Source organism: Microbispora sp. H10885 (genome assembly GCF_014161415.1).
GTDB classification, from domain to species: Bacteria; Actinomycetota; Actinomycetes; order Streptosporangiales; family Streptosporangiaceae; genus Microbispora; species Microbispora triticiradicis.
In genome coordinates this window covers 142,108-160,714 of record NZ_JABBWY010000006.1, presented here as the reverse complement: position 1 = coordinate 160,714, position 18,607 = coordinate 142,108, and the positions used below count along the sequence as shown (strand labels likewise).

The window sequence follows — 18,607 nt, the reverse complement described above, 5'->3', positions numbered from 1 at the left end:
ACACGCGGGCGTGCGCGCCGTGCTCTCCGGGCCGGGCGGCCCGGAGCGATGGGCAGGGCAAGCCGAGCCCGTGGGCCGGCAGTGGACGGGCGGCCCGGAGTCAGGGCCCGCCGAGCCGAGCCGGATCCGGCGAGGGCCGACCGGCCGGGGCGGAACCGGCCGGGCGGATGGCACAGCCCTGCGGGGCGAGTGGCACGACCCTGCGAGGCGGGTTGCGGGGGTGGGTCCACGGGGCACGGGTGGCGCCGCTTCCGCGCGGAGCGCGGCGCCCTCGCGTCAGCGCAGTTCGCCGCTCTTGACGACGTCGCGGTACCAGAGCGCGCTGTCCTTGGGGGTGCGCTTCTGCGTCGAGTAGTCCACGTAGACGATGCCGAATCGCTGGCTGTAGCCCTGCGCCCACTCGAAGTTGTCGAGCAGCGACCACACGTGGTAGCCCTCGACCTGCGCGCCGTCCTCCATGGCGCGGTGCATGGCGGCCAGGTGGTCGCGCAGGAACGTGATGCGCCGCTCGTCGCGGACGCGGCCGTCGGGGCCGGGCGCGTCCTCCGTGGGCAGGCCGTTCTCCGTGATGATCATCGGTACGCCGGGGTAGTCGCGCTGCACCCGCACCAGGATGTCGTGGAAGCCCTCGGGGTAGATTTCCAGCCATTCGGCCTGGGTCCGCTCGTGCAGGAAGACCCGCTCGCCCTTGGCGTCCACGAAGATCGGCGTGTAGTACTGCACGCCGAGGATGTCGATGGGCTCGCTGATGACGGCGAGGTCGCCGTCCAGGATGTAATCGGCCATCGGGCCGCGCTCGGAGATCCAGCGCAGCGTGTCCTCGGGGTAGGAGCCCTTGAAGATGGGGTCGAGGTAGAGCCGGTTCTCCAGGCCGTCCTGGTGGCGGGCCGCCTCAAGCGCCTCGGGAGTGTCGTCGGCCGGGTACGTCGGGTGGAGGTTGAGCGCCGGCCCGATCCGGCGTCCCGCGTGCCGCTCGTGCAGCACCCGCGAGGCGAGGCCGTGGGCGAGCAGCAGGTGGTGGCAGGCGACGAAGGCGCGCGCGTCGTCCTTGAAGCCCGGCGCGTGCTGACCTTCCCGGTAGCCGCAGTCGACGACCGTCTTGGGCTCGTTGATGGTCAGCCAGTCCCTGATCTCCAGGGCGTCGAAGCAGATCTCGGCGTACTCGGCGAAGCGCTCGGCGGTGTCCCTGTTCTCCCAGCCCCCTCGGTCCTGCAGCGCCTGCGGCAGGTCCCAGTGGAAGAGCGTGGCCATCGGCCGGATGCCGCGTTCGACGAGCCCGTCGACGAGTCTGCGGTAGAAGTCGAGGCCCTTCTGGTTGGCCTTGCCCGAGCCGGTCGGCTGGATCCGCGGCCACGCGATCGAGAAGCGGTAGCTGCCCAGACCGAGATCGGCGATCAGGTCCAGGTCGTCGTTGTAGCGATGGTAGTGGTCGGCGGCCTGGTCACCGTTGTCGCCGTCGAGCACGTTTCCGGGAACCGCGCAGAACGTGTCCCACACCGAGGGCCCGCGGCCGTCCTCCGTGGTCGCGCCTTCGACCTGGTACGCCGCGGTCGACGCACCCCAGACGAAGTCGGTCGGAAACCGTGCGGGTGAGTTCATGGCTTCATCCATTCTCGGTGAGGAAACGCGCGGGGGATTCGAGCGCCGACCGGAGTTCGCCGAGGAACTCCGCGGCGTCGCGGCCGTTGACGAAACGGTGGTCGTACGCGAGGCCGATCGCGGCGGTCTTCCGTACGGCGAAGCCCAAGCCGTCGGGGACGACTTCCGGGCGGGGCGCGGTCAGCGAAAGCGCGCACGTCTGGCCGGGGAAGACGATAGGGACGGCGTGCACAATGCCGTCGCTGGTGTGCAGGGTGAGCGTGATATTGCCTCCTTCGAGGTCGCTTTCCCGGAAGGACCCGGTGAGGGCCGTCTTGCGGTAATCGACCAGGTCGCGGGCGATCTCGGCGAGCGGCCGGTCGGCCACGTCCCGGACGACCGGGATGAACAGCCCACGGCCCACGTCGACGGTCACGCCCACGTTGGCGGCGGTGGCCCGCCGCAGGCGCGGGCGAGGGCCGGGGCCGGGCTGGGCGAAGAACACCGGGAAGCGGTCGAGCAGCCCACCCGTCGCCTTCACCACCATCTCGGGCAGGCCGACCAGGGCGCGCAGCCGCCGGGTGAGGTCGCGGGCGAGCGACAGCACCTCGGTCACGTCGACGCTCATCACGGTGAAGGCCGCGGGGATCTCGCGCCGGGACCGTTCGACGACCTCGGCCGTCCGCTGCTGCGCCCGGGACAGCGTGATCCACTCCGCGTCGTCCCGGCCCGCGCCGTCGGGCGCCGCCTCGGCCAGGGCGGGACCGGCCCGGCCCGCACCGTTCGGGGTCGAGCCGGCCGTGGCCGAGAGGCCGTCCACGTGCCCCGGCGTGCTCGGCCGGTCGCTCGCGGACGCGTCTCCGCTCGTGGCGGTGATCCCGGCCCCGGCGGTGCTCCCGGTGGGGGAGGGGCGCGCCGGGCCGCCGAGCAGTTCCTCGACGTCCGCCCGCCTGATCACCTTGCGGCCCAGGGCGTACACCCGCTCCATCGCGACGCCGTGCGCCTCGATCAACTCGCGGGCGGGCATGGTGACGACGACGCCGGAGCCGTCGCCCGAGCCGCCGGGACCGCCCGGAACGGAGTCGCCGGGCGCCGCCGGGAGGCCCGGCCCGCGCGGGTCGCCGCCCGCGCTCTGCGCGCTTCCCGCACTCCTCACGGTGCCTGCCGGGTCTTCCAGGGCGGCCTCGTCACCCGGCCCGAGCAGCTGGGCGATCACCTGCCCCGGCTCGCACTCGGCGCCCTCGGCGAGCAGCCGCCGCAGCACGCCGTCCCGCGGGGCGACGACCTCCTCGGTGGCCTTCGACGTCTCCAGCAGCACGACCGGATCGCCGTCGCGCACCGCCTGGCCGTCCTCGGCCAGCCACTCGACCAGCACGTACGTCGTGTCGTTGTTGTTGAGCTTGGGCACGGGGAAGCCGGTCACGACAGGGCCTCCCGAACCGCGGCCCGGATGTGGCCGGCCTGCACGAGCACCTCGCGTTCGAGATGGGGGGCGGCGGGAATCACGCTGTCCGCCGAGTTGACCAGGGTGATCGGGCGGCGCAGGCGGCCCCACAGGCGCGGGTAGAGCGCCGTGGCCACCTCGGCCGCCCAGGTGCCGCCCTCGGTGCCGTCGTCCACCACGCAGACGTGCGGCGCGTCCTCCAGCCCGGGCAGGTGGGGCACCGGGTAGAGCTGGGCCGGCACGAGCAGTTCGCAGACCAGTTCGTCCTCCAGCAGCAGCGCCCGCATGGCGTCGAGCGTCCGGTGGACGAGTCCGCCGTGGGTGACCAGCGTGCAGTCGGGCGGGCCCGCGCCGTCGACGTACACCCGCGCCACGTCGTCGGTCACCTCGAACCGGAACAGGTCGCCGGTGTCGTGCATCTGCCGCGTGTAGAGGACCTTGTCCTCGAAGAACAGGCAGGGCCGGGCCAGCTCGAACATCCGGGTGAGCAGGTCGCCGGCGTCGTGGAACGGCGTCATCTCGAACAGGGACAGCCCCGGCACCCCGATGAAGTGCTTCTGCGGGTTCTGGCTGTGGGTGGGACCGTAGCCGCGGTTGCCGCCCGTGGGGCAGCGGACCACGAGCGGCACCGGCACGGGCCTGCCGTACATCGAGGTGGACTTGGCGGCGAAGTTCGTGATCTGGTCGAACGCCAGGGCGACGAAGTCGGAGAACATGATCTCGACGATGGCCTTGTCGCCGGCCAGGGCCAGCCCGGCGCCGACCCCCGCGATGGCGCCCTCGCTCAGCGGAGTGGACCGCACCCGGGAACCGAACCGGCTGGACAGCCCACGGGTCACCTTGAACGCGCCGCCGTACGGGTCGCTGACGTCCTCGCCGAGCAGGTGGACCGAGGGGTCGGACTCCATGAGATCGTGCAGCGCCTGGTTGAGGTGCTCGGAGACTCTGGTCACGACCGGCCCTCCGGCGACGGAGCGGCGAGGGCGGCCGAGGCGGCGGCGGGCCGGGCGGAGACCTCGGCGACCACCCGTTCGACGAGGTCTCGCTGCTCCCCGTCGATCCGGGCGAACCGCTCGCGATCGGCCTCGGCGTACCGGTCGTACCAGTCGGACTCCCGGACCCGGCGGATCTCCTCCGGCGAGCGGGTGTCGTCGCCCTTGCTGTGCGGTCCGAGACGGTGCGTGGCGAACTCCACGACCAGCGGGGACGGCTCGGCCCGTACGGCGTCCACCAGCGGGGCGAGGCCCGCCCTGATCTCATCGACGTCGGTGGAGGCGATGCGGTGGTGGCGGACGCCGAAGGCCGCCGCCCGGGCGGCGATCGTGCCGGCCATCTGGACGGACGTCGGGGTCGACTGGGCGATGCCGTTGTGCTCCACCACGACCAGCAGCGGCACCCGCCACAGGGACGCCATGTTGAGCGCCTCGTAGACGGCGCCCTCACCCCAGGTGCCGTCCCCGATGTACGCGCAGGCCAACGCGCCCGTGCCGGCCAGTTTCAGGGCCACCCCGGTCGCCACCGGCAGGCTCTCGCCCTGTACGCCGGTGGACAGGAAGCGCTGGTGGTAGATGTGCTGGCTGCCGCCGACGCCTCCGCACAGAGCGCCCTCCCGGCCCATGATCTCGGCGAGCAGGCCGTCCGGGTCGGGATGGCGGGCGAGGAAGTGGCCGTGCCCGCGGTGGTTGCTGAACACGAAGTCGTCGTCCCGGAGCAGGGCCGAAAGGGCGACCGGGACGTACTCCTGCCCGAGGCAGGTATGGGTGGTGCCGCTCAGCACACCCCGCTCGAACAGGCGGAGCAGGGCTCGCTCGAAGTGCCGGATGAGAAGCAGCGAGCGGAGATCCTGGTCGCTCACGGCGGGCCGTGGGCTCCGAGGGGGTGCGGCGGCGGTGACGGTCAAAGGTGGTCCGCTCCTGGTGCGTCACTGACGGAGGGGCGCGCTCGGTCACCGGGTTCCCGGCCTAGGGACAGGAGCACCCATTCTGGGAGCGCTCCCACGGAGCGTAGGTGGGGTAAGGGGTGCTGTCAATCCTCGACGATAGGGCGATTTGGCTGGTTGTAGCCCATATTGTCCGTGATCTGCGGCAATATCCTCACATTCCCCGTCCTGGGTCTAATAACGGACAGAAACTTCCATGACTCTTGACGAACGAAAGGTCCCATCCCTAGCCTCCGTTGCCGTGGGAGCGTTCCCACTTATGCGTCTTGTTTGAGGGGGGTTACCGGCGCGAAGAGCGGCGAAATTCGCGCCGCGCGCGCCGGCATCAGGCGGGAGGCCCGCCGGCGGTGATTCGGTCACCGTCGTGTCGTCGGCCGCCCGCATATCCGCACCGGCCCGCCGGCGTGCCGGTGCGCGAAGCGCACAGAGGAATGCCATGTTCATAACGCAGGATTCACCCGAGGTGCCGGCGCCGTGACCCGAACCGGTCTCTCACCTGCCAAGCAGGCCCTGCTGGCGCAGCGGCTCAAGGCCGGGAAAGCCGCGAGGGTCACCGTGCCGCCGCGGCCGGCCGGCACCCACCCGCCGCTCTCGCACGCCCAGGAGCGCCTGTGGTTCCTGGAGCAGTACGCGCCGGGCACCACCGCCTACACCGTCGCCTTCGCCGTACGGCTGGAGGGCGGCGAGATCGACGAGACGGCCCTGGAGCGCGCGCTCGCCGAGGTAGCCCGGCGCCACGAGAGCCTCCGCACCCGGTTCGTCACCACCGACGACGGCACCCCGGAGATCGTGCTGGACGACGATCCGCCGGTCGGGTTCCGGGTGTCCGATGACGCCGCCGCCGTGCACGAGATCGTGCAGGAGGAGCTGGACCGGCCGTTCGACCTCGCGAACGGCCCGCTGCTGCGGGTGCTCCTGGTCCGGCTCGGCGCCCGGGAGCACGTGCTGGTCCTGACGATGCACCACGCCGTGACCGACGGCTGGTCCTGCGACATCGTGATGGAGGAACTGCTCGCCCTGCACGAGGCGTACCGGACCGGGACCGAGGCCGATCTCGCCGCCCCGCCGGTGCAGTACGGCGACTACGCGGTGTGGGAACGCGGGCGGACCCACGACGACGACATCCGTTACTGGCGGGAGCGGCTCGCCGGGCTGCCGCCGCTGGAGCTGCCGACCGACCTGCCGCGCCCGCCGGAGCAGGGCGCCGCGGGCGCCGCCCACCGCTTCGTGCTCGACCGCGCGCTCGCGGACGCGCTGACCGAGCTGGGCCGGGCCAACGGCGCGACGCTGTACATGACGCTGCTCGCCGCGTTCGAGGTGCTGCTCGCGCGGTACTCCGGTCAGGACGACTTCGCGGTGGGATCCCCGGTGTCCGGACGCGAACTGCCGGAGCTGGAGCGGGTGGTCGGCCTCTTCATCAACTCGCTGCCGATGCGGGCCGACCTGTCCGGCGACCCGGCCTTCACTGAGCTGCTCGGCCGGGTGCGCGAGACGGCGCTGGACGCCTACGCCCACCAGGAGCTGCCCTTCGACCGGCTCGTCGGCGAGCTCGGGGTCGAGCGCGACGTGAGCAGGTCACCGGTGTTCCAGGTGATGTTCGCGCTGCAGAACTACCGGTCGGCCCCGCTGCGCGGGCAGGGCCTGACCCTGTCGGCGTATCCGTTCGAGGTGACCGCGAGCCGGTTCGACCTCGGGCTGTACCTGATGGATCTGGGCGACGGCCTGCACGGCAACCTCACCTACCGCACCGAGCTGTTCCGCCCGGCCACCGTCGCACGCCTCGCGGAGTGCTTCGAGAACCTGCTGCGGTCGATCGTCGCCGCCCCGGACACGCGGGTGTCGGACCTGGAGCTGCTTCCGGAGGCGGAGCGGCGCCGCGTGCTCGGCTTCGCCGGCGTGCCGGTGGACGGGCCCGCCGCCGACGCATCCGGCGCGACCCCGGCGTCACCCGAGCCCACCGCCGCGCGTCCGTACGAGCCAACTGCCGCGCACCCGCAGGAGCCGGCCCCGGCGCGGCTCGCTGAGCCGCCGGCCGCCGCGCGTCCGCACGAGTGGGATACCGCGCGTCCGCACGGCTGGAACGCCGTGAGCCTGCACGAGGTGATCGCGGCGCAGGCGGCCCGCACTCCGACCGCGACCGCCGTCGTGTGCGGCGACGACGCTCTCACGTACGCCGAGCTGGACGCGGCGGCCGACCGGCTCGCCCGGCGGCTGCGCGCGCTCGGCGCGCGGCGTGACGACCGCGTGGCGATCTGCCTGGAGCAGTCCACCGGGCTCGCGGTCGCGGTGCTCGGCGTGCTGAAGTCCGGCGCCGCCTATCTGCCGCTCGATCCGGAGCACCCGAAGAGCCGGCTCGGCTACGTGCTGGCCGACGCCGGGGCCGCCCTCGTCGTCACCAGCGCCGACCTGCTGGACCGTCTACCGGACGACGTCACCCCCGTGTACCTCGACGACGATCGGGTGCCGGAGCCGCCCGCCGCCGACGGGGAGACCGGGACGCCGGGCGACCTCGCGTACGTGATCTACACCTCCGGCACCACCGGGCGGCCCAAGGGCGTCGCCGTGCAGCACCACGAGGTGCTGGTCTACCTCGCCGGAGTGCGCGAGAGGCTGGAGGTGGAACCCGGTTCGTCCTTCGCCCTGCTCCAGTCGCTCGCCTTCGACTTCGGCGTCACGGTCTTCTACCTGTGCCTGATGACCGGCGGCACCCTTCACCTGGTGCCATCGCGCACCGCCGGCCCGGAGCTGGCGGAGATCTTCCGCCGGACCGGGATCGACTACCTCAAGATCACACCGTCGCACCTCGCCACTCTGCTCGCGTCGGTGAGCGAGGCCAACCTCCCCGCGTCCGGAAGCGAGGCCGCCCTCCCCGCGTCCGGTCGGCCCGCCGGCGCCGGACCGGCCGACCTGCTGCCCAGGAAGCTGCTGCTGCTGGGCGGTGAGGCCGCCCCGCGCGGCTGGGCGGCCGAGCTGGAGGCCACGAGCCGTTGCCGGGTCGTCAACCACTACGGGCCCACCGAGGCCACCGTCGGCGTGACCACCTACGACGTCGCCCGGCTCCCGGCTCCCGACGGCCCGGCCGAGGCGAGCGTGAGCCTGCCGATCGGCTCGCCGCTGCCGGGGGCGCGGGCGTACGTGCTGGACGAGCGGCTGCGGCCGGTCCCCGCAGGGGTGCCGGGCGAGGTCTATCTCGGCGGCGACCGGCTGGCCCGCGGCTACCTGAACCGTCCGGGTCTCACCGCCGACCGGTTCGTCCCCGACCCGTACGGCCCGCCCGGGGCGCGCATGTACCGCACCGGGGACCTCGGCCGATGGTCCGACTCCGGCGACCTCGAGTTCCTGGGCCGCCGCGACCTGCAGGTGAAGATCCGCGGTTACCGCGTCGAGCTCGGCGAGATCGAGTCGGTGCTGACCGACCACCCGGACGTCGCCCAGGCCGTCGTCGAACCGCGTGGGGAACAGCTCGTCGCCTACCTCGTCCCCGCCGCCGGAAACGCGACCGCAAGCGCGGCCCGAGGCACGGCCGGGCCGGCCGCCGGGACCACGCCAGGGAGCACACCGGACGGCGGGCCCGGGGAGCGGCCCGGCGAACGGCCCAGTGCCGCGGCCGTGCGCGCCTGGCTGGCCGACCGGCTGCCCGCGTACATGATCCCCTCCAGGTACGCCTGGCTGGACGAGCTGCCGCTCAAGTCGCACGGCAAGGTGGACCGCTCGCGCCTGCCCGAGCCGGAGGCCGACGTCCCGGCGGCCGAGTACGTCGCCCCGGAGCCCGGCCCCGAGGAGGACGTGGCGGGCGTCTGGGCGGAGGTGCTCGACGTCGAGCGGGTGGGGGCGCACGACGACTTCTTCGCACTGGGCGGCCACTCGCTGCTCGCGATGCGGGTCATCGCCCGGCTGCGCAGGGCGTACCCGGACCGGCCGGTCACCGTGCTCGACGTGTTCAAGCACCGCACCGTCCGCGAGCTGGCCCGGCTGCTCACGGCCGAGGGGGACGTGCCGCGCTCCCTGCTGCACCGGCTCACCCCCGCCCGCACCGCGACCACCACCCTGGTCTGCGTGCCGTACGGCGGGGGCAGCGCGGTCGTCTACCAGCCGCTCGCCGACGCTCTGCCCGCCGACTGGGCGCTCTACTCGGTCGCCGTGCCCGGCCACGAACTGGGCGAGGAGCCCCGGCCGTTCGACGAGGTCGTCCTCGGCTGCGTGGCCGAGATCGCCGAGATCATGGAGCGTAACGGCGGTTCGCTCGTTCTGTACGGCCACTGCGGCCTCGGCGTCATGCTGTCCGCCGAGATCACCCGGAAACTGGAGGCGGACGGCCACACAGTGGACGCGCTGTACCTCGGCGGCGTGTTCCCCTTCGCCCGGCCGGGTCGCGGCATGAGCTGGATCGGGACGTTCTTCGATCACCTCACCAGCGACCAGCAGCGGGTGAACATGCTCACCGCGGCCGGGCTCGACGTCGAGGACCTCGGCCGGGAGCAGATCAAGCTGATCGTGCGCAACCGCCGGGAGGGCACCCGCGCCGCCGAGCGGTACTTCACCCGGATCTTCGAGGAAAGCGGCGGCCCGGCGCTGCGCGCGCCGGTGATCGCCGTGGTCGGCGAACGCGACCCGGCGGCCGAGTTCTACCAGGAACGCTACAAGGAGTGGCACTGCCTGTCGGACGAGACGGCGTGCGTCGTGCTCGACGAGGCCGGGCACTTCTTCCTGCGATACCGGAACACCGAGCTGGCCGACATCGTCACCGGCACGCACACCGCCCTCGCCTCCGGGCGCACCGAGGGGATGGAACGGGACGAGAGCCGCACCTGGTGGCTCCAGGGCGTCTCACGACGACCCGAAGCCGAGGCCCAGGTTGCCGCAACCGGTCGGAGCGGCGTGGACGACGTCATCCAGGACGGCCCGGCAGGCGCCACACGGAACGGTGCGCGGGGCGTCGGCCATGACGGCCCGACGGTCACCGCGAGGAACAGCGCGCAAGGCCCCAGCCACGAGGGTCCGGGAGCCACGAGTCCGGAGGCCGCCGGTCAGGGCGCCTCGGCCGGCGCCGCGCGGGACGGCATGGCCGGGCGGGATGGGCAGGCGGGGCGCGACGGGCAGGCCGGTTCGGCGGACTCGTCTCCACCGGTCGGCCCGCCTCCCAGCATGCGCCGCTTCCTCGTCGTCGCGGCGGGCCAGCTCGTCTCGATCACCGGCTCGGCGCTGACCGAGTTCGCCATCCCGCTGTGGATCTATCTCACGACGGGGTCGCTGGCCAGGTTCGCGCTGTTCTCCGTGCTCGGCCTGCTGCCCGGCATGCTCGTCGCACCTCTGGCCGGCGCCATCGTCGACCGGTTCGACCGGCGCAGGGTCATGCTCGCCGGTGACCTGGCCGCCGGCGGCACCCAGCTCGCGCTGGGGGTGCTGCTGTGGACCGGCAACCTGCAGATCTGGCACATCTACCCGCTGCTGGTCTGCCTGTCCATCGCGCTGACCTTCCAGCGGCTCGCGTACGGCTCGGCGATCCCGCAGCTCGTGCCGAAACGGTTCCTCGGGCACGCCAACGGCGTCGTCCAGATGGCCGCCGGCACCGCGCAGCTCATCGTGCCGCTGATCGCCGTCGGGCTGATGGCGGCGATCGGGCTGGAGGGCATCCTCGTCATCGACGTGGCGAGCTACGCCGTCGCCACGCTCACCATCCTGCTGGTCCGCTTCCCGGCGACGATGGCGTGGAAGCGGCGGGAGAGCGTGCTCGCGGAGATGATGGGCGGCATCCGCCACTCCTGGGGCAACCGGGGCTTCCGCGCGATGCTGTTCTACTTCGCGGTGCTGAACATCTTCCTGTCCCCGCTGTTCCTGATGATCTCGCCGCTGGTGCTGTCGTTCGCGTCGCTGGCGGAGGTCGGCCGGGTGTCGTTCGCGGGCGGGCTCGGCGCCTTCCTCGGCGGCCTGGCCATGGCCGCGTGGGGCGGGCCGCGCCGCCGCAGGCTGCACGGCGTGCTGCTGTCCACGCTCGCCCTGTCGGTGTTCTGCCTGCTGACCGGGCTGCGCGCGGACCTGTTCCCGATCGCCGCCGGGGCGTTCGGCATGTCGCTGTGCCTCACCCTGCTGAACGGCGTCTACGCCACGATCATCCAGGTCAAGGTGCCGCAGCGGTTCCACGGCCGGGTCATCGCGCTGAACACGCTGGTCGCCTGGTCCACCCTGCCCATCGGGTTCGGCCTGGTCGCGCCGTACGGCGCGCAGGTCTTCGAGCCGCTGCTCGCCCCCGGCGGACCGCTCGCCGGGACGGTGGGCGCGGTGCTCGGCACCGGGCCCGGCCGCGGGATCGGCTTCATGTACGCCTGCTTCGCCCTGGCGATCGCCGCCGTGGCACTGGTCGGCATGCGGATCGGGGTGCTGCGCCGGTTCGACGACGAGGTGCCCGACGCCCTGCCGGACGACGTCGTCGGCTACCAGGCCCTGACCCGGCGGATCGCGTCGGTCCGGGCGGCCGGCGCCGGCCGGAAGGACGGTGCGGGAGACGGCCCGGCAGACGGCCCGGCAGACGGTGCGGTGGACGTCCGGCCCGCTCCGGGACGGGCGCTGCTCGACGCGGCCGCCCCGAATGAGCCGGCCCCTGAGCCGGCCCCCGTGTCGACCCTCACGTCCGGCCGGGCAGCCGAGAAGGAGCAGGTATGACGCGCACGACGCGGACGCGGAGGACGCCCACGCTCACCGTGCCGGAGTTGCTGCGGCTGCGCGCCCAGCAGGAGCCGGACGGCGTCGCGATGATCGTGGAGGGGCAGGGAACGCTCACCTTCGCGGAGTGGGAGCGCAGGTCGGCGGCGCTCGCCGCCGGGCTGGCGGAGAGAGGCGTGGCCCCGGGCGACCGGGTGGCGGTGCACTTCGGCAGCCGCGACTGGATCGACTTCGCCGTGGCGTTCTGCGGGGTGCTCGAAGCGGGCGCGGTGGCCGTGCCGATGTCCGACCGGCTGGCGCCGGCCGAGATCCGCTACATGATCGGGCACTGCTCGGCGTCGGCGGTGCTGCTCGGCCGGGACCTCACCCTGCCGCCGGACCGCTCCGGCTCGGCTCCGGGCCCGGCGGCGCCGGAGCCGTGGACCGCGACCCCGGCGGAGCTCGAGTCCGTCGCCGGGCCCGGCTCCCGCCCGGACGCTTCGCCGGTGCGGCCCGGCGACCTGGCGCAGATCCTCTACACCTCGGGCACGACCGGCCGGCCCAAGGGGGTCGGCGCCAGCCACGCCAACCTCGCCTACGGGTGCGTCACGCAGCCCAGGCACCGCAGGTTCGCCCACTCACGGCACCTGCTGCACGCCTTCCCGATCGGCACCAACGCCGGCCAGACCATGTTGATCAACGCGCTGGACGCCCGGCCCACGGTGCTGACCCCCGCGCGGTTCACCCCCGGCAGGTTCGCCCGGCTCATCGAGACGTACCGTCCCGGCACCGTGTTCCTGGTGCCCTCCATGGCGGTCGAACTCCTCGACGCCGGGCTGCACGAGCGGCACGACATGTCCGGCGTGGTGCTGCTGGGCTCGGCGGCGGCGGCGCTGCCCCCCGCCCTGGCGGAGCGGCTCGCGGCGGCCTTCCCGAACGCGACGGTGACGAACTACTACACGTCCACCGAGGCGGCCCCCGCCCAGACCATCATGATCTACGACCGGGCCCGGCCGGCCGCGCTGGGACGGCCCGCGTTCGACGGGTCGCTGCGCATCGCCGACGAGGAGGGCAACCCGCTCCCGCCCGGGGAGACCGGCGAGGTGTGGATGCGGTCGCCCGCCGCCAGCAGGTCCTACTACGGCGACGAGGAGGCCAGCGCCCGCGCGTTCCGCGACGGCTGGGTGCGGATGGGCGACGTCGGATACGTGGACGCCGACGGCTACCTCTACCTCGTCGACCGCGAGAGCGACGTGGTCAAGACCGGCGCGTACAAGGTGTCCACGCTCCAGGTGGAGGCGGCGCTGTACGAGCACCCGGGGATCGCCGAGGCGGCCGTGTTCGGCCTCCCGCACCCGGTGCTGGGCTCCGTGCTGGGCGCCGCGGTCGTCGCCAGGTCGGGCCCCGCAGCGGTGGCGGCGACGGTTTCAGGGCCGGTCTCAGCGCCGGTTCCGGGGGCGGGGCAGGGGTTGTCGGCGAGCGAGGTACGCGCCTTCCTGATGGACCGGCTGGCCTGGCACGAGCTGCCCGAACGCATCCTCGTGGTCGACGACCTGCCCAGGAACCAGTCAGGAAAGGTCATCAAGAAGGAACTGCTCACGTTGCTGGGCGACTCCACGATCAGCAAAGAAGGCGAGTGAGATGTCACCGACGCTCACGGGCGAGGGGGAGCAGGCGTCCCTCGCACAGCACGGCATGTGGGTGACGGAGCGGATGGGCTGCGGCGGTCAGGTGTACCACATGCCGCTCGCCATCCGCTTCGACGGCCCTCTCGACACGGACCGGCTGCTGGCCGCCTGCCACGACGTGGTCGGCGCGCATCCCCAGCTGGCCACGGCCCTGGCGGAGCGGGACGCAGTGCTGCGCCCGGCCCTGGCCGCCGTTCCGCCGCCGATCGGGTTCGAGGACGCCTCCGGGCGTGAGGCCGGCGAACTGGTCGACCGCGAGGCGTCCCTCGACCTGGACCTCGGGACCGGCCCGACGGCCCGGTTCAGGCTCTTCCGGCTCGCGCCGGAGCGGCACCTCCTGGTCGTCGTCGCCCACCACGCGGTCTTCGACGGCATGTCGAAGGACCTCCTGGTGCGCGGCCTGGCCGACGCCTACGCCGGGCTGCCGCTGCCGGTCCTTCCGCTGACGTACGGCGAGGCCGTCGAGCGGGAGAACGCCCGGGTGGCCGAACTGCTCGACGAGGCCGCCGCGTTCTGGCGGGACCGCTGGCAGGACCGGCAGGACCTGCGGCTCCCCGGGCTGTCGGGGGTCTCCACCCGGGCCGCCGCGGGAGAGGCCGTCGACTTCGCCCTTCCCGCGGGACTCGCCGTCGCCGCCGAGAAGATGGGCGTCACCCGGTTCGAGCTGGTGCTCACCGCCGTGCACACCCTGCTGGCGGCGTACGGCAACGAGGACGCGGCGGTGTCGGTGGACCTGTCCACCAGGACCGAGGAGACGCGGGACCACATCGGCCTCTTCGTGAACGAGCTTCCGGTGCGGGCCGGGACCCCGAGCGGGACGTTCGCCGACTTCGCCCGGTCGGTGCGCGGCGAGCTGCGGGCCGTCTACCGGTTCCGGCAGGTGCCGCTCGCCCGCGCGGTCGGCGGCGTGAGCCCGCGCACCGCGCTGACGCCGGTCTCGGTCAGCTACCGCGGGCGGGACGGGAGCGCGCCGGAGTTCCCCGGCGTGGCGGCGTCCGTCGACTGGATGTCGTTCAACCACGCGGTGCGCGGCACGCTGCACCTGCAGGTGGTCGACGCGCCGGACGGCATCACGGCCCGGCTGCAGTTCAACCCGGCGATCCTCAGCCGCTCCGGCTGCGAGTCCCTGGTCGAGCACCTGCTCGACCTCCTGGAGGCGGTGGTCACCGCCCCGGACACCGAGATCTCCCACCTGCCGCTGCCGGCCCCGGTCGAGGTCACGGTCGATGTCCCGGCCGGGCCGTCCTCCGTACGGACCGAGGCGGAGCCGGCCGCGGTGCCGCGCGCCGGCGAGGCGGACGCCACGCCCTACCTGGCGGAGGTCGCGGAGATCTGGAGCGAGGTGTTCAAACGGCCCGGCATCGGGCCGGACGAGGACCTGTTCGACCTCGGCGGGCACTCGCTGACGATCGTCGAGATCATCGCGAAGGTGCGCGAGCGCATGGACGTGGAGCTGTCCTTCGACCTGTTCTTCGACGAGCCGACGATCGCGGGGGTCGCCGCGGAGGTCGCCCTCCTGCGGGAGGAGGCATGCTGAGGGAACGCCTCGCCGAGCTGGTGTCCAAGGCGAGCGGCGGGGACCTGGCCGCCGCCGACGTGCTCGCCGCCGACTGCAGCCTGCCCGCGCTCGGCCTCAACTCGCTCGCCTACCTTCGGCTGATCGACATGGTGGAGACCGAGTTCGGCTGCGACGTCGACCTGGACGGCGGTTATCTCGACACGCTCGACGGCCTGGCCGGGCACATCGCCGCGCACACCGGCGGGGACGGTGCCGGGGACCGTGACGGCGGTGGCGACAGCGGCGGGCACGACGACGGGCACCCCGGCGGGCAGCGGAGGTGACCGGCAGCCCGCCGACGGCGCGGACGCCCGGCCTCACCGCGCTGCCGCCCCGCACCGTGGAGTTCCGCGGCGCGCGGGGCGGGCAGGCCGCGCTGACCTGGGGGCAGCAGGGCATCTGGCGGTCCACCCAGTGGCTGGACGACGGCGATCCCTACTTCAACCTGCCCTGGGCCCTGCCGGTGACCGGCGCCGCCGACCTCGACGCCGTGCTGCGCGCCGTCGGCCGCCTCGTCGAGCGGCACGAGACGCTGCGCACGGCGTACGTCCGGGAGGGCGCACGCCCCGGGACCGGCACGCAGGGGAGCGCCGGGGCGGGCACAGAGGCGGGCGCCGGGGCGGGGACCGTCCAGCGGGTGAGGCGGGAGGGCCGGCTCACCGTGGGCGTGTACGAGGCGGCGGCGAAGCCGATGACCGCGGCCAAGGCGCTGGCCGCCGAGCTGGCCTCGACCGGGTTCGACTACGCGGCCGAGCTGCCGGTCCGGTGCGCGGTGGTCTGCCTGAGGGGCCGGCCGCGCGCGCTGGCGCTCGCGCTGTCCCATCTCGCGCTCGACGGCTGGTCGCTGAACATGGTGGCCGCGGAGTGGCCGCGGCTCGTCGCCGGGGAGGACCTGCCCGTCCCGGAGTGGCAGCCGCTCGACCAGGCGGCCTTCGAGCGGTCGGACCCGCCGCCCGGCGCCCAGGCGCTGCGTCACTGGCGGAGCGGTCTGGCGGCCGCGCCGCGCTCGATGTTCGACTTTCCCGAGCGGGAGCCGGAGGAGCCGCGCTTCGTCCGCTACGGGATGGACTCCCCGGCGGCGGCCGTCGCCGCCGAGGCGCTGGCCGCCCGGCACGGCGTGACGACCTCCAGCGTGCTCACGGTCGCGAGCGCCGCCCTGCTGGCCGCCGTCACCGGGCACTCCACGGCCGCGCTGCAGCTCATCGTGTCGAACCGGCACCACCTCCGTACGGGGGCGATGGCCGGGCCGGCCGCACAGGACGGGCTCTGCGTCATCGACCTGGGCGCCGGCGATCCGGGGCGCGTCGATCCGGTGGCCCGCACCTTCGCCGAGGCGCTGGGGCCGGGGCACCGCAGGACCATGGCGACCTACCGGAACGGGCACTACGACCCCTCGCTCGTGCTCGCCGCCCGGGACGCGGAGGCGTGGAACCGCGGCGCCGACATCGACCTGGACGCGTTCTTCAACGACGTCCGGCAGGGCGGCCGCTGGTCGGGCCTGCCGGACGTCGACCCCGGGGACGCCGCGGCGCTCGCCGCGCTGCGGGGCCGCTCCAGGACGTTCTTCGTCGGGGCCTACTCGAAGGTCAAGGCGAAGATCTTCTTCGCCACCGGCCCGGCCCCGTCCACCTGCGAGTTCTTCGTGCTGGTGGACACGGCCTTCCTGCCCGGGCGCGTCGCCGAGCGGATGCTCGGCGGCCTGGAGGAGCTGCTGGTCCGGGTGGTCTCGGCGGACGTGCCGCTGGACCGGGTCGCGGAGGTCGCCGGCCTGGAGCCGGTGCGGCGCCCCGCCGGATGGACGCGGATCGGTCCCGACTGGGTGAATCTGCCGGAGACCGAGGCGCTGCTGCGCCGGGTCTGCGCACCCGGGCCGGCCGCGGTCGCGGTGGAGCCCGGCAGCGACGGGCCGCCCCGGCTGACCGGCTATCTCGTGGCGCGTCCCGGGCTGGACACGCCCGACGCCGTCCACGCCGCGGTGATGCGGGCCGCGGCCGGTCGCACCGGCGTGCTCGCCCCCCGGCACTACGTGCTGTGCCCGGCGCCGCCGGCCGGCCCCTCCGGCTGGCCGGACTGCCCCCGCCTCATGGAGGGCGGCGGCCGGGTCCCTGCTTCCGCAATGACTGCTTTGGGAAGGTGACATGACCGAATCCCCGATGCTCGTGGTCGTCAACGACGAGGAGCAGTATTCGGTGTGGTGGAGCGACCGCGAGCCGCCCGCCGGGTGGCGGTCCACCGGCTTCACGGGCACCCGCCAGGAATGCCTCGACCACATCGAGACGGTGTGGACCGACATGCGCCCGCTGAGCGTACGCGGCAGATGACCGGGCGGATGACCACCGCCGACCGCCGCGCGGCGCTGATCGAGAAGCTGGCCGGGCTGCCCCCCGAGCGCCGGGCGGCGCTGCTGCGCTCCCTCGGGGGCGCGGCGGACCCCGGCGGGGAGGAGTGGCCGCTGTCGCCGGGGCAGGAGCGCCTGTGGTTCCTCAGCCGCTTCGACCCCGCCGACACCAGCTACAACCTGCCCTGGTCCGTACGGCTGCGCGGGCCGCTCGACACGGCCGCGCTGGCCGCGGCGTTCACCCGGGTCACCGAGCGGCACGAGGTGCTGCGGACCCGCTTCCGGCTGCGCGGGGACGCCCCCGTGCAGGTCGTGCTGCCGCCCGCGCCGACGCCGGTGGAGGACCTCGCGACCTCCGGCGAGGCGGGTCCTGACGGGACGGGGGTCGAAGAGGCGTTGCGGGAGTTCGCCGAGCGCCCGTTCGACCTGGAGAACGAGCCTCCCCTGCGGGCCGGCGTGGCCCGGCGGGGAGAGGACGATGTGGTGCTGTGCATCGTCCTGCACCACATAGTGGTGGACGGCTGGTCGCTCGACGTGCTCATGCGCGAGCTCGCCGAGTGTTACGCGGCGACGCGCGAGGGACGTGAGCCCGTCCTGGCGGAGCTGCCCATGCAGTATTCCTCCTTCGCCGTGCAGGAGAGGCGGCGGGACCACACGGCGGGGGTGGAGCAGTGGGCGGGCCGGCTCGCCGGAGCCCCCTCACTCGACCTGCCGGCCGACCATCCCCGGCCGTCCCGGTGGTCGGGGCGCGGCGCGCGGGAGGAGCTGCTGCTGCCGCCGGAGGAGGTCACCCCGCTGGAGCGGGTGGCCAGGAAACGGCGCTGCACGTCCTTCATGGCCCTGGTCGCCGCCTACCAGGCGACCCTGGCCCTCGCGTCCGGCCAGTCCGACTTCTGCGTCGGCGTCCCGGTGTCCCGCCGGACCCGCAGCGAGCTCGCCCCGCTGATCGGCTACTTCGGCAACACGCTGGTGCTGCGGGCCGACCTGTCCGGCGATCCGGCGTTCCACGAGCTGCTCGACCGCGTCCGGGAGGCGACCCTGGCCGGGATGCGGCACGCGGACGTGCCGTTCGAGCACATCCTGGCCGCGCTGCGCGTCCCCCGCGACGTCGGCAGGCCGCCGTTGTGCCAGGCCATGTTCAACCTGCACAGCGACCTGCCCAAGGACGACCTGCTGGGGACCCGGTTCGCCGACCTCGACGCCGAGGTCCACACAATCCCGCCCAGCCACACCAAGTCCGAGGTCTCGCTCGACCTGTGGCGCGGACCGGAGGGGCTGGGCGGCGTGTTCGACTACAGCGCCGACCTGTTCACGCCCGCGACCGCGCGCCGCCTCGTCCGCGGTTTCGCCGAGGTCGTACGGCGGGCCGGGGCCGACCCGGAGACCCGTCTGTCCGCGCTGAGCGGCGCGTTCTCGAATTGAA

General features: G+C 73.7%; 11 protein-coding genes. 7 read left to right on the top strand and 4 right to left on the bottom strand.

The window, feature by feature from the left end; translation table 11 throughout:
* Positions 1-276: 276 nt before the first annotated feature.
* Genes HHX37_RS17390 through HHX37_RS17375 form a run of 4 tightly spaced genes read right to left on the bottom strand, consistent with a single transcriptional unit; the run spans position 277 to position 4,877 of the window.
* The gene (locus tag HHX37_RS17390; protein ID WP_182880596.1) at positions 277-1,599 is read right to left on the bottom strand and encodes a GH1 family beta-glucosidase; all 1,323 of its coding nucleotides are present in this window, start codon (positions 1,597-1,599) and stop codon (positions 277-279) included.
* Positions 1,600-1,603: 4 nt separating this feature from the next.
* Complete coding sequence (locus HHX37_RS17385; RefSeq protein ID WP_182886085.1) at positions 1,604-3,001, bottom strand: 2-oxo acid dehydrogenase subunit E2; 1,398 nt, start codon at positions 2,999-3,001, stop codon at positions 1,604-1,606.
* A complete protein-coding gene (locus HHX37_RS37760; protein ID WP_111701027.1) occupies positions 2,998-3,975 on the bottom strand; it encodes an alpha-ketoacid dehydrogenase subunit beta in 978 nt (325 codons plus the stop codon). Before HHX37_RS37760 ends, HHX37_RS17385 begins: the two co-directional genes overlap by 4 nt.
* On the bottom strand, positions 3,972-4,877 hold the full coding sequence (locus HHX37_RS17375) for a thiamine pyrophosphate-dependent dehydrogenase E1 component subunit alpha (protein WP_310740416.1): 906 nt from the start codon (positions 4,875-4,877) through the stop codon (positions 3,972-3,974). Before HHX37_RS17375 ends, HHX37_RS37760 begins: the two co-directional genes overlap by 4 nt.
* Before the next feature lie 558 nt (positions 4,878-5,435).
* On the opposite strand from HHX37_RS17375, the gene HHX37_RS36785 reads away from it, so the two are divergent.
* From HHX37_RS36785 to HHX37_RS17335, 7 genes are read left to right on the top strand one after another with little or no spacing between them, the layout of a single operon-like run.
* Positions 5,436-11,621, top strand: a complete 6,186-nt coding sequence (locus tag HHX37_RS36785) for a non-ribosomal peptide synthetase (protein WP_310740415.1) — start codon at positions 5,436-5,438, stop codon at positions 11,619-11,621.
* A complete protein-coding gene (locus HHX37_RS17360; protein WP_182880593.1) occupies positions 11,618-13,240 on the top strand; it encodes a class I adenylate-forming enzyme family protein in 1,623 nt (540 codons plus the stop codon). Before HHX37_RS36785 ends, HHX37_RS17360 begins: the two co-directional genes overlap by 4 nt.
* Position 13,241: 1 nt before the next feature.
* On the top strand, positions 13,242-14,825 hold the full coding sequence (locus HHX37_RS17355; RefSeq protein ID WP_182886083.1) for a condensation domain-containing protein: 1,584 nt from the start codon (positions 13,242-13,244) through the stop codon (positions 14,823-14,825).
* A complete protein-coding gene (locus HHX37_RS17350; protein WP_182886082.1) occupies positions 14,819-15,130 on the top strand; it encodes a phosphopantetheine-binding protein in 312 nt (103 codons plus the stop codon). Before HHX37_RS17355 ends, HHX37_RS17350 begins: the two co-directional genes overlap by 7 nt.
* Positions 15,127-16,983: a condensation domain-containing protein gene (locus tag HHX37_RS17345; protein WP_182886081.1), complete on the top strand. Its 1,857-nt coding sequence runs from the start codon at positions 15,127-15,129 to the stop codon at positions 16,981-16,983. The genes HHX37_RS17350 and HHX37_RS17345 overlap by 4 nt, the downstream gene beginning before the upstream one ends.
* Position 16,984: 1 nt before the next feature.
* Positions 16,985-17,167: an MbtH family protein gene (locus HHX37_RS17340; protein ID WP_182875280.1), complete on the top strand. Its 183-nt coding sequence runs from the start codon at positions 16,985-16,987 to the stop codon at positions 17,165-17,167.
* A gap of 8 nt (positions 17,168-17,175) precedes the next feature.
* Positions 17,176-18,606: a condensation domain-containing protein gene (locus tag HHX37_RS17335; protein WP_182886080.1), complete on the top strand. Its 1,431-nt coding sequence runs from the start codon at positions 17,176-17,178 to the stop codon at positions 18,604-18,606.
* Position 18,607 lies beyond the last annotated feature (1 nt).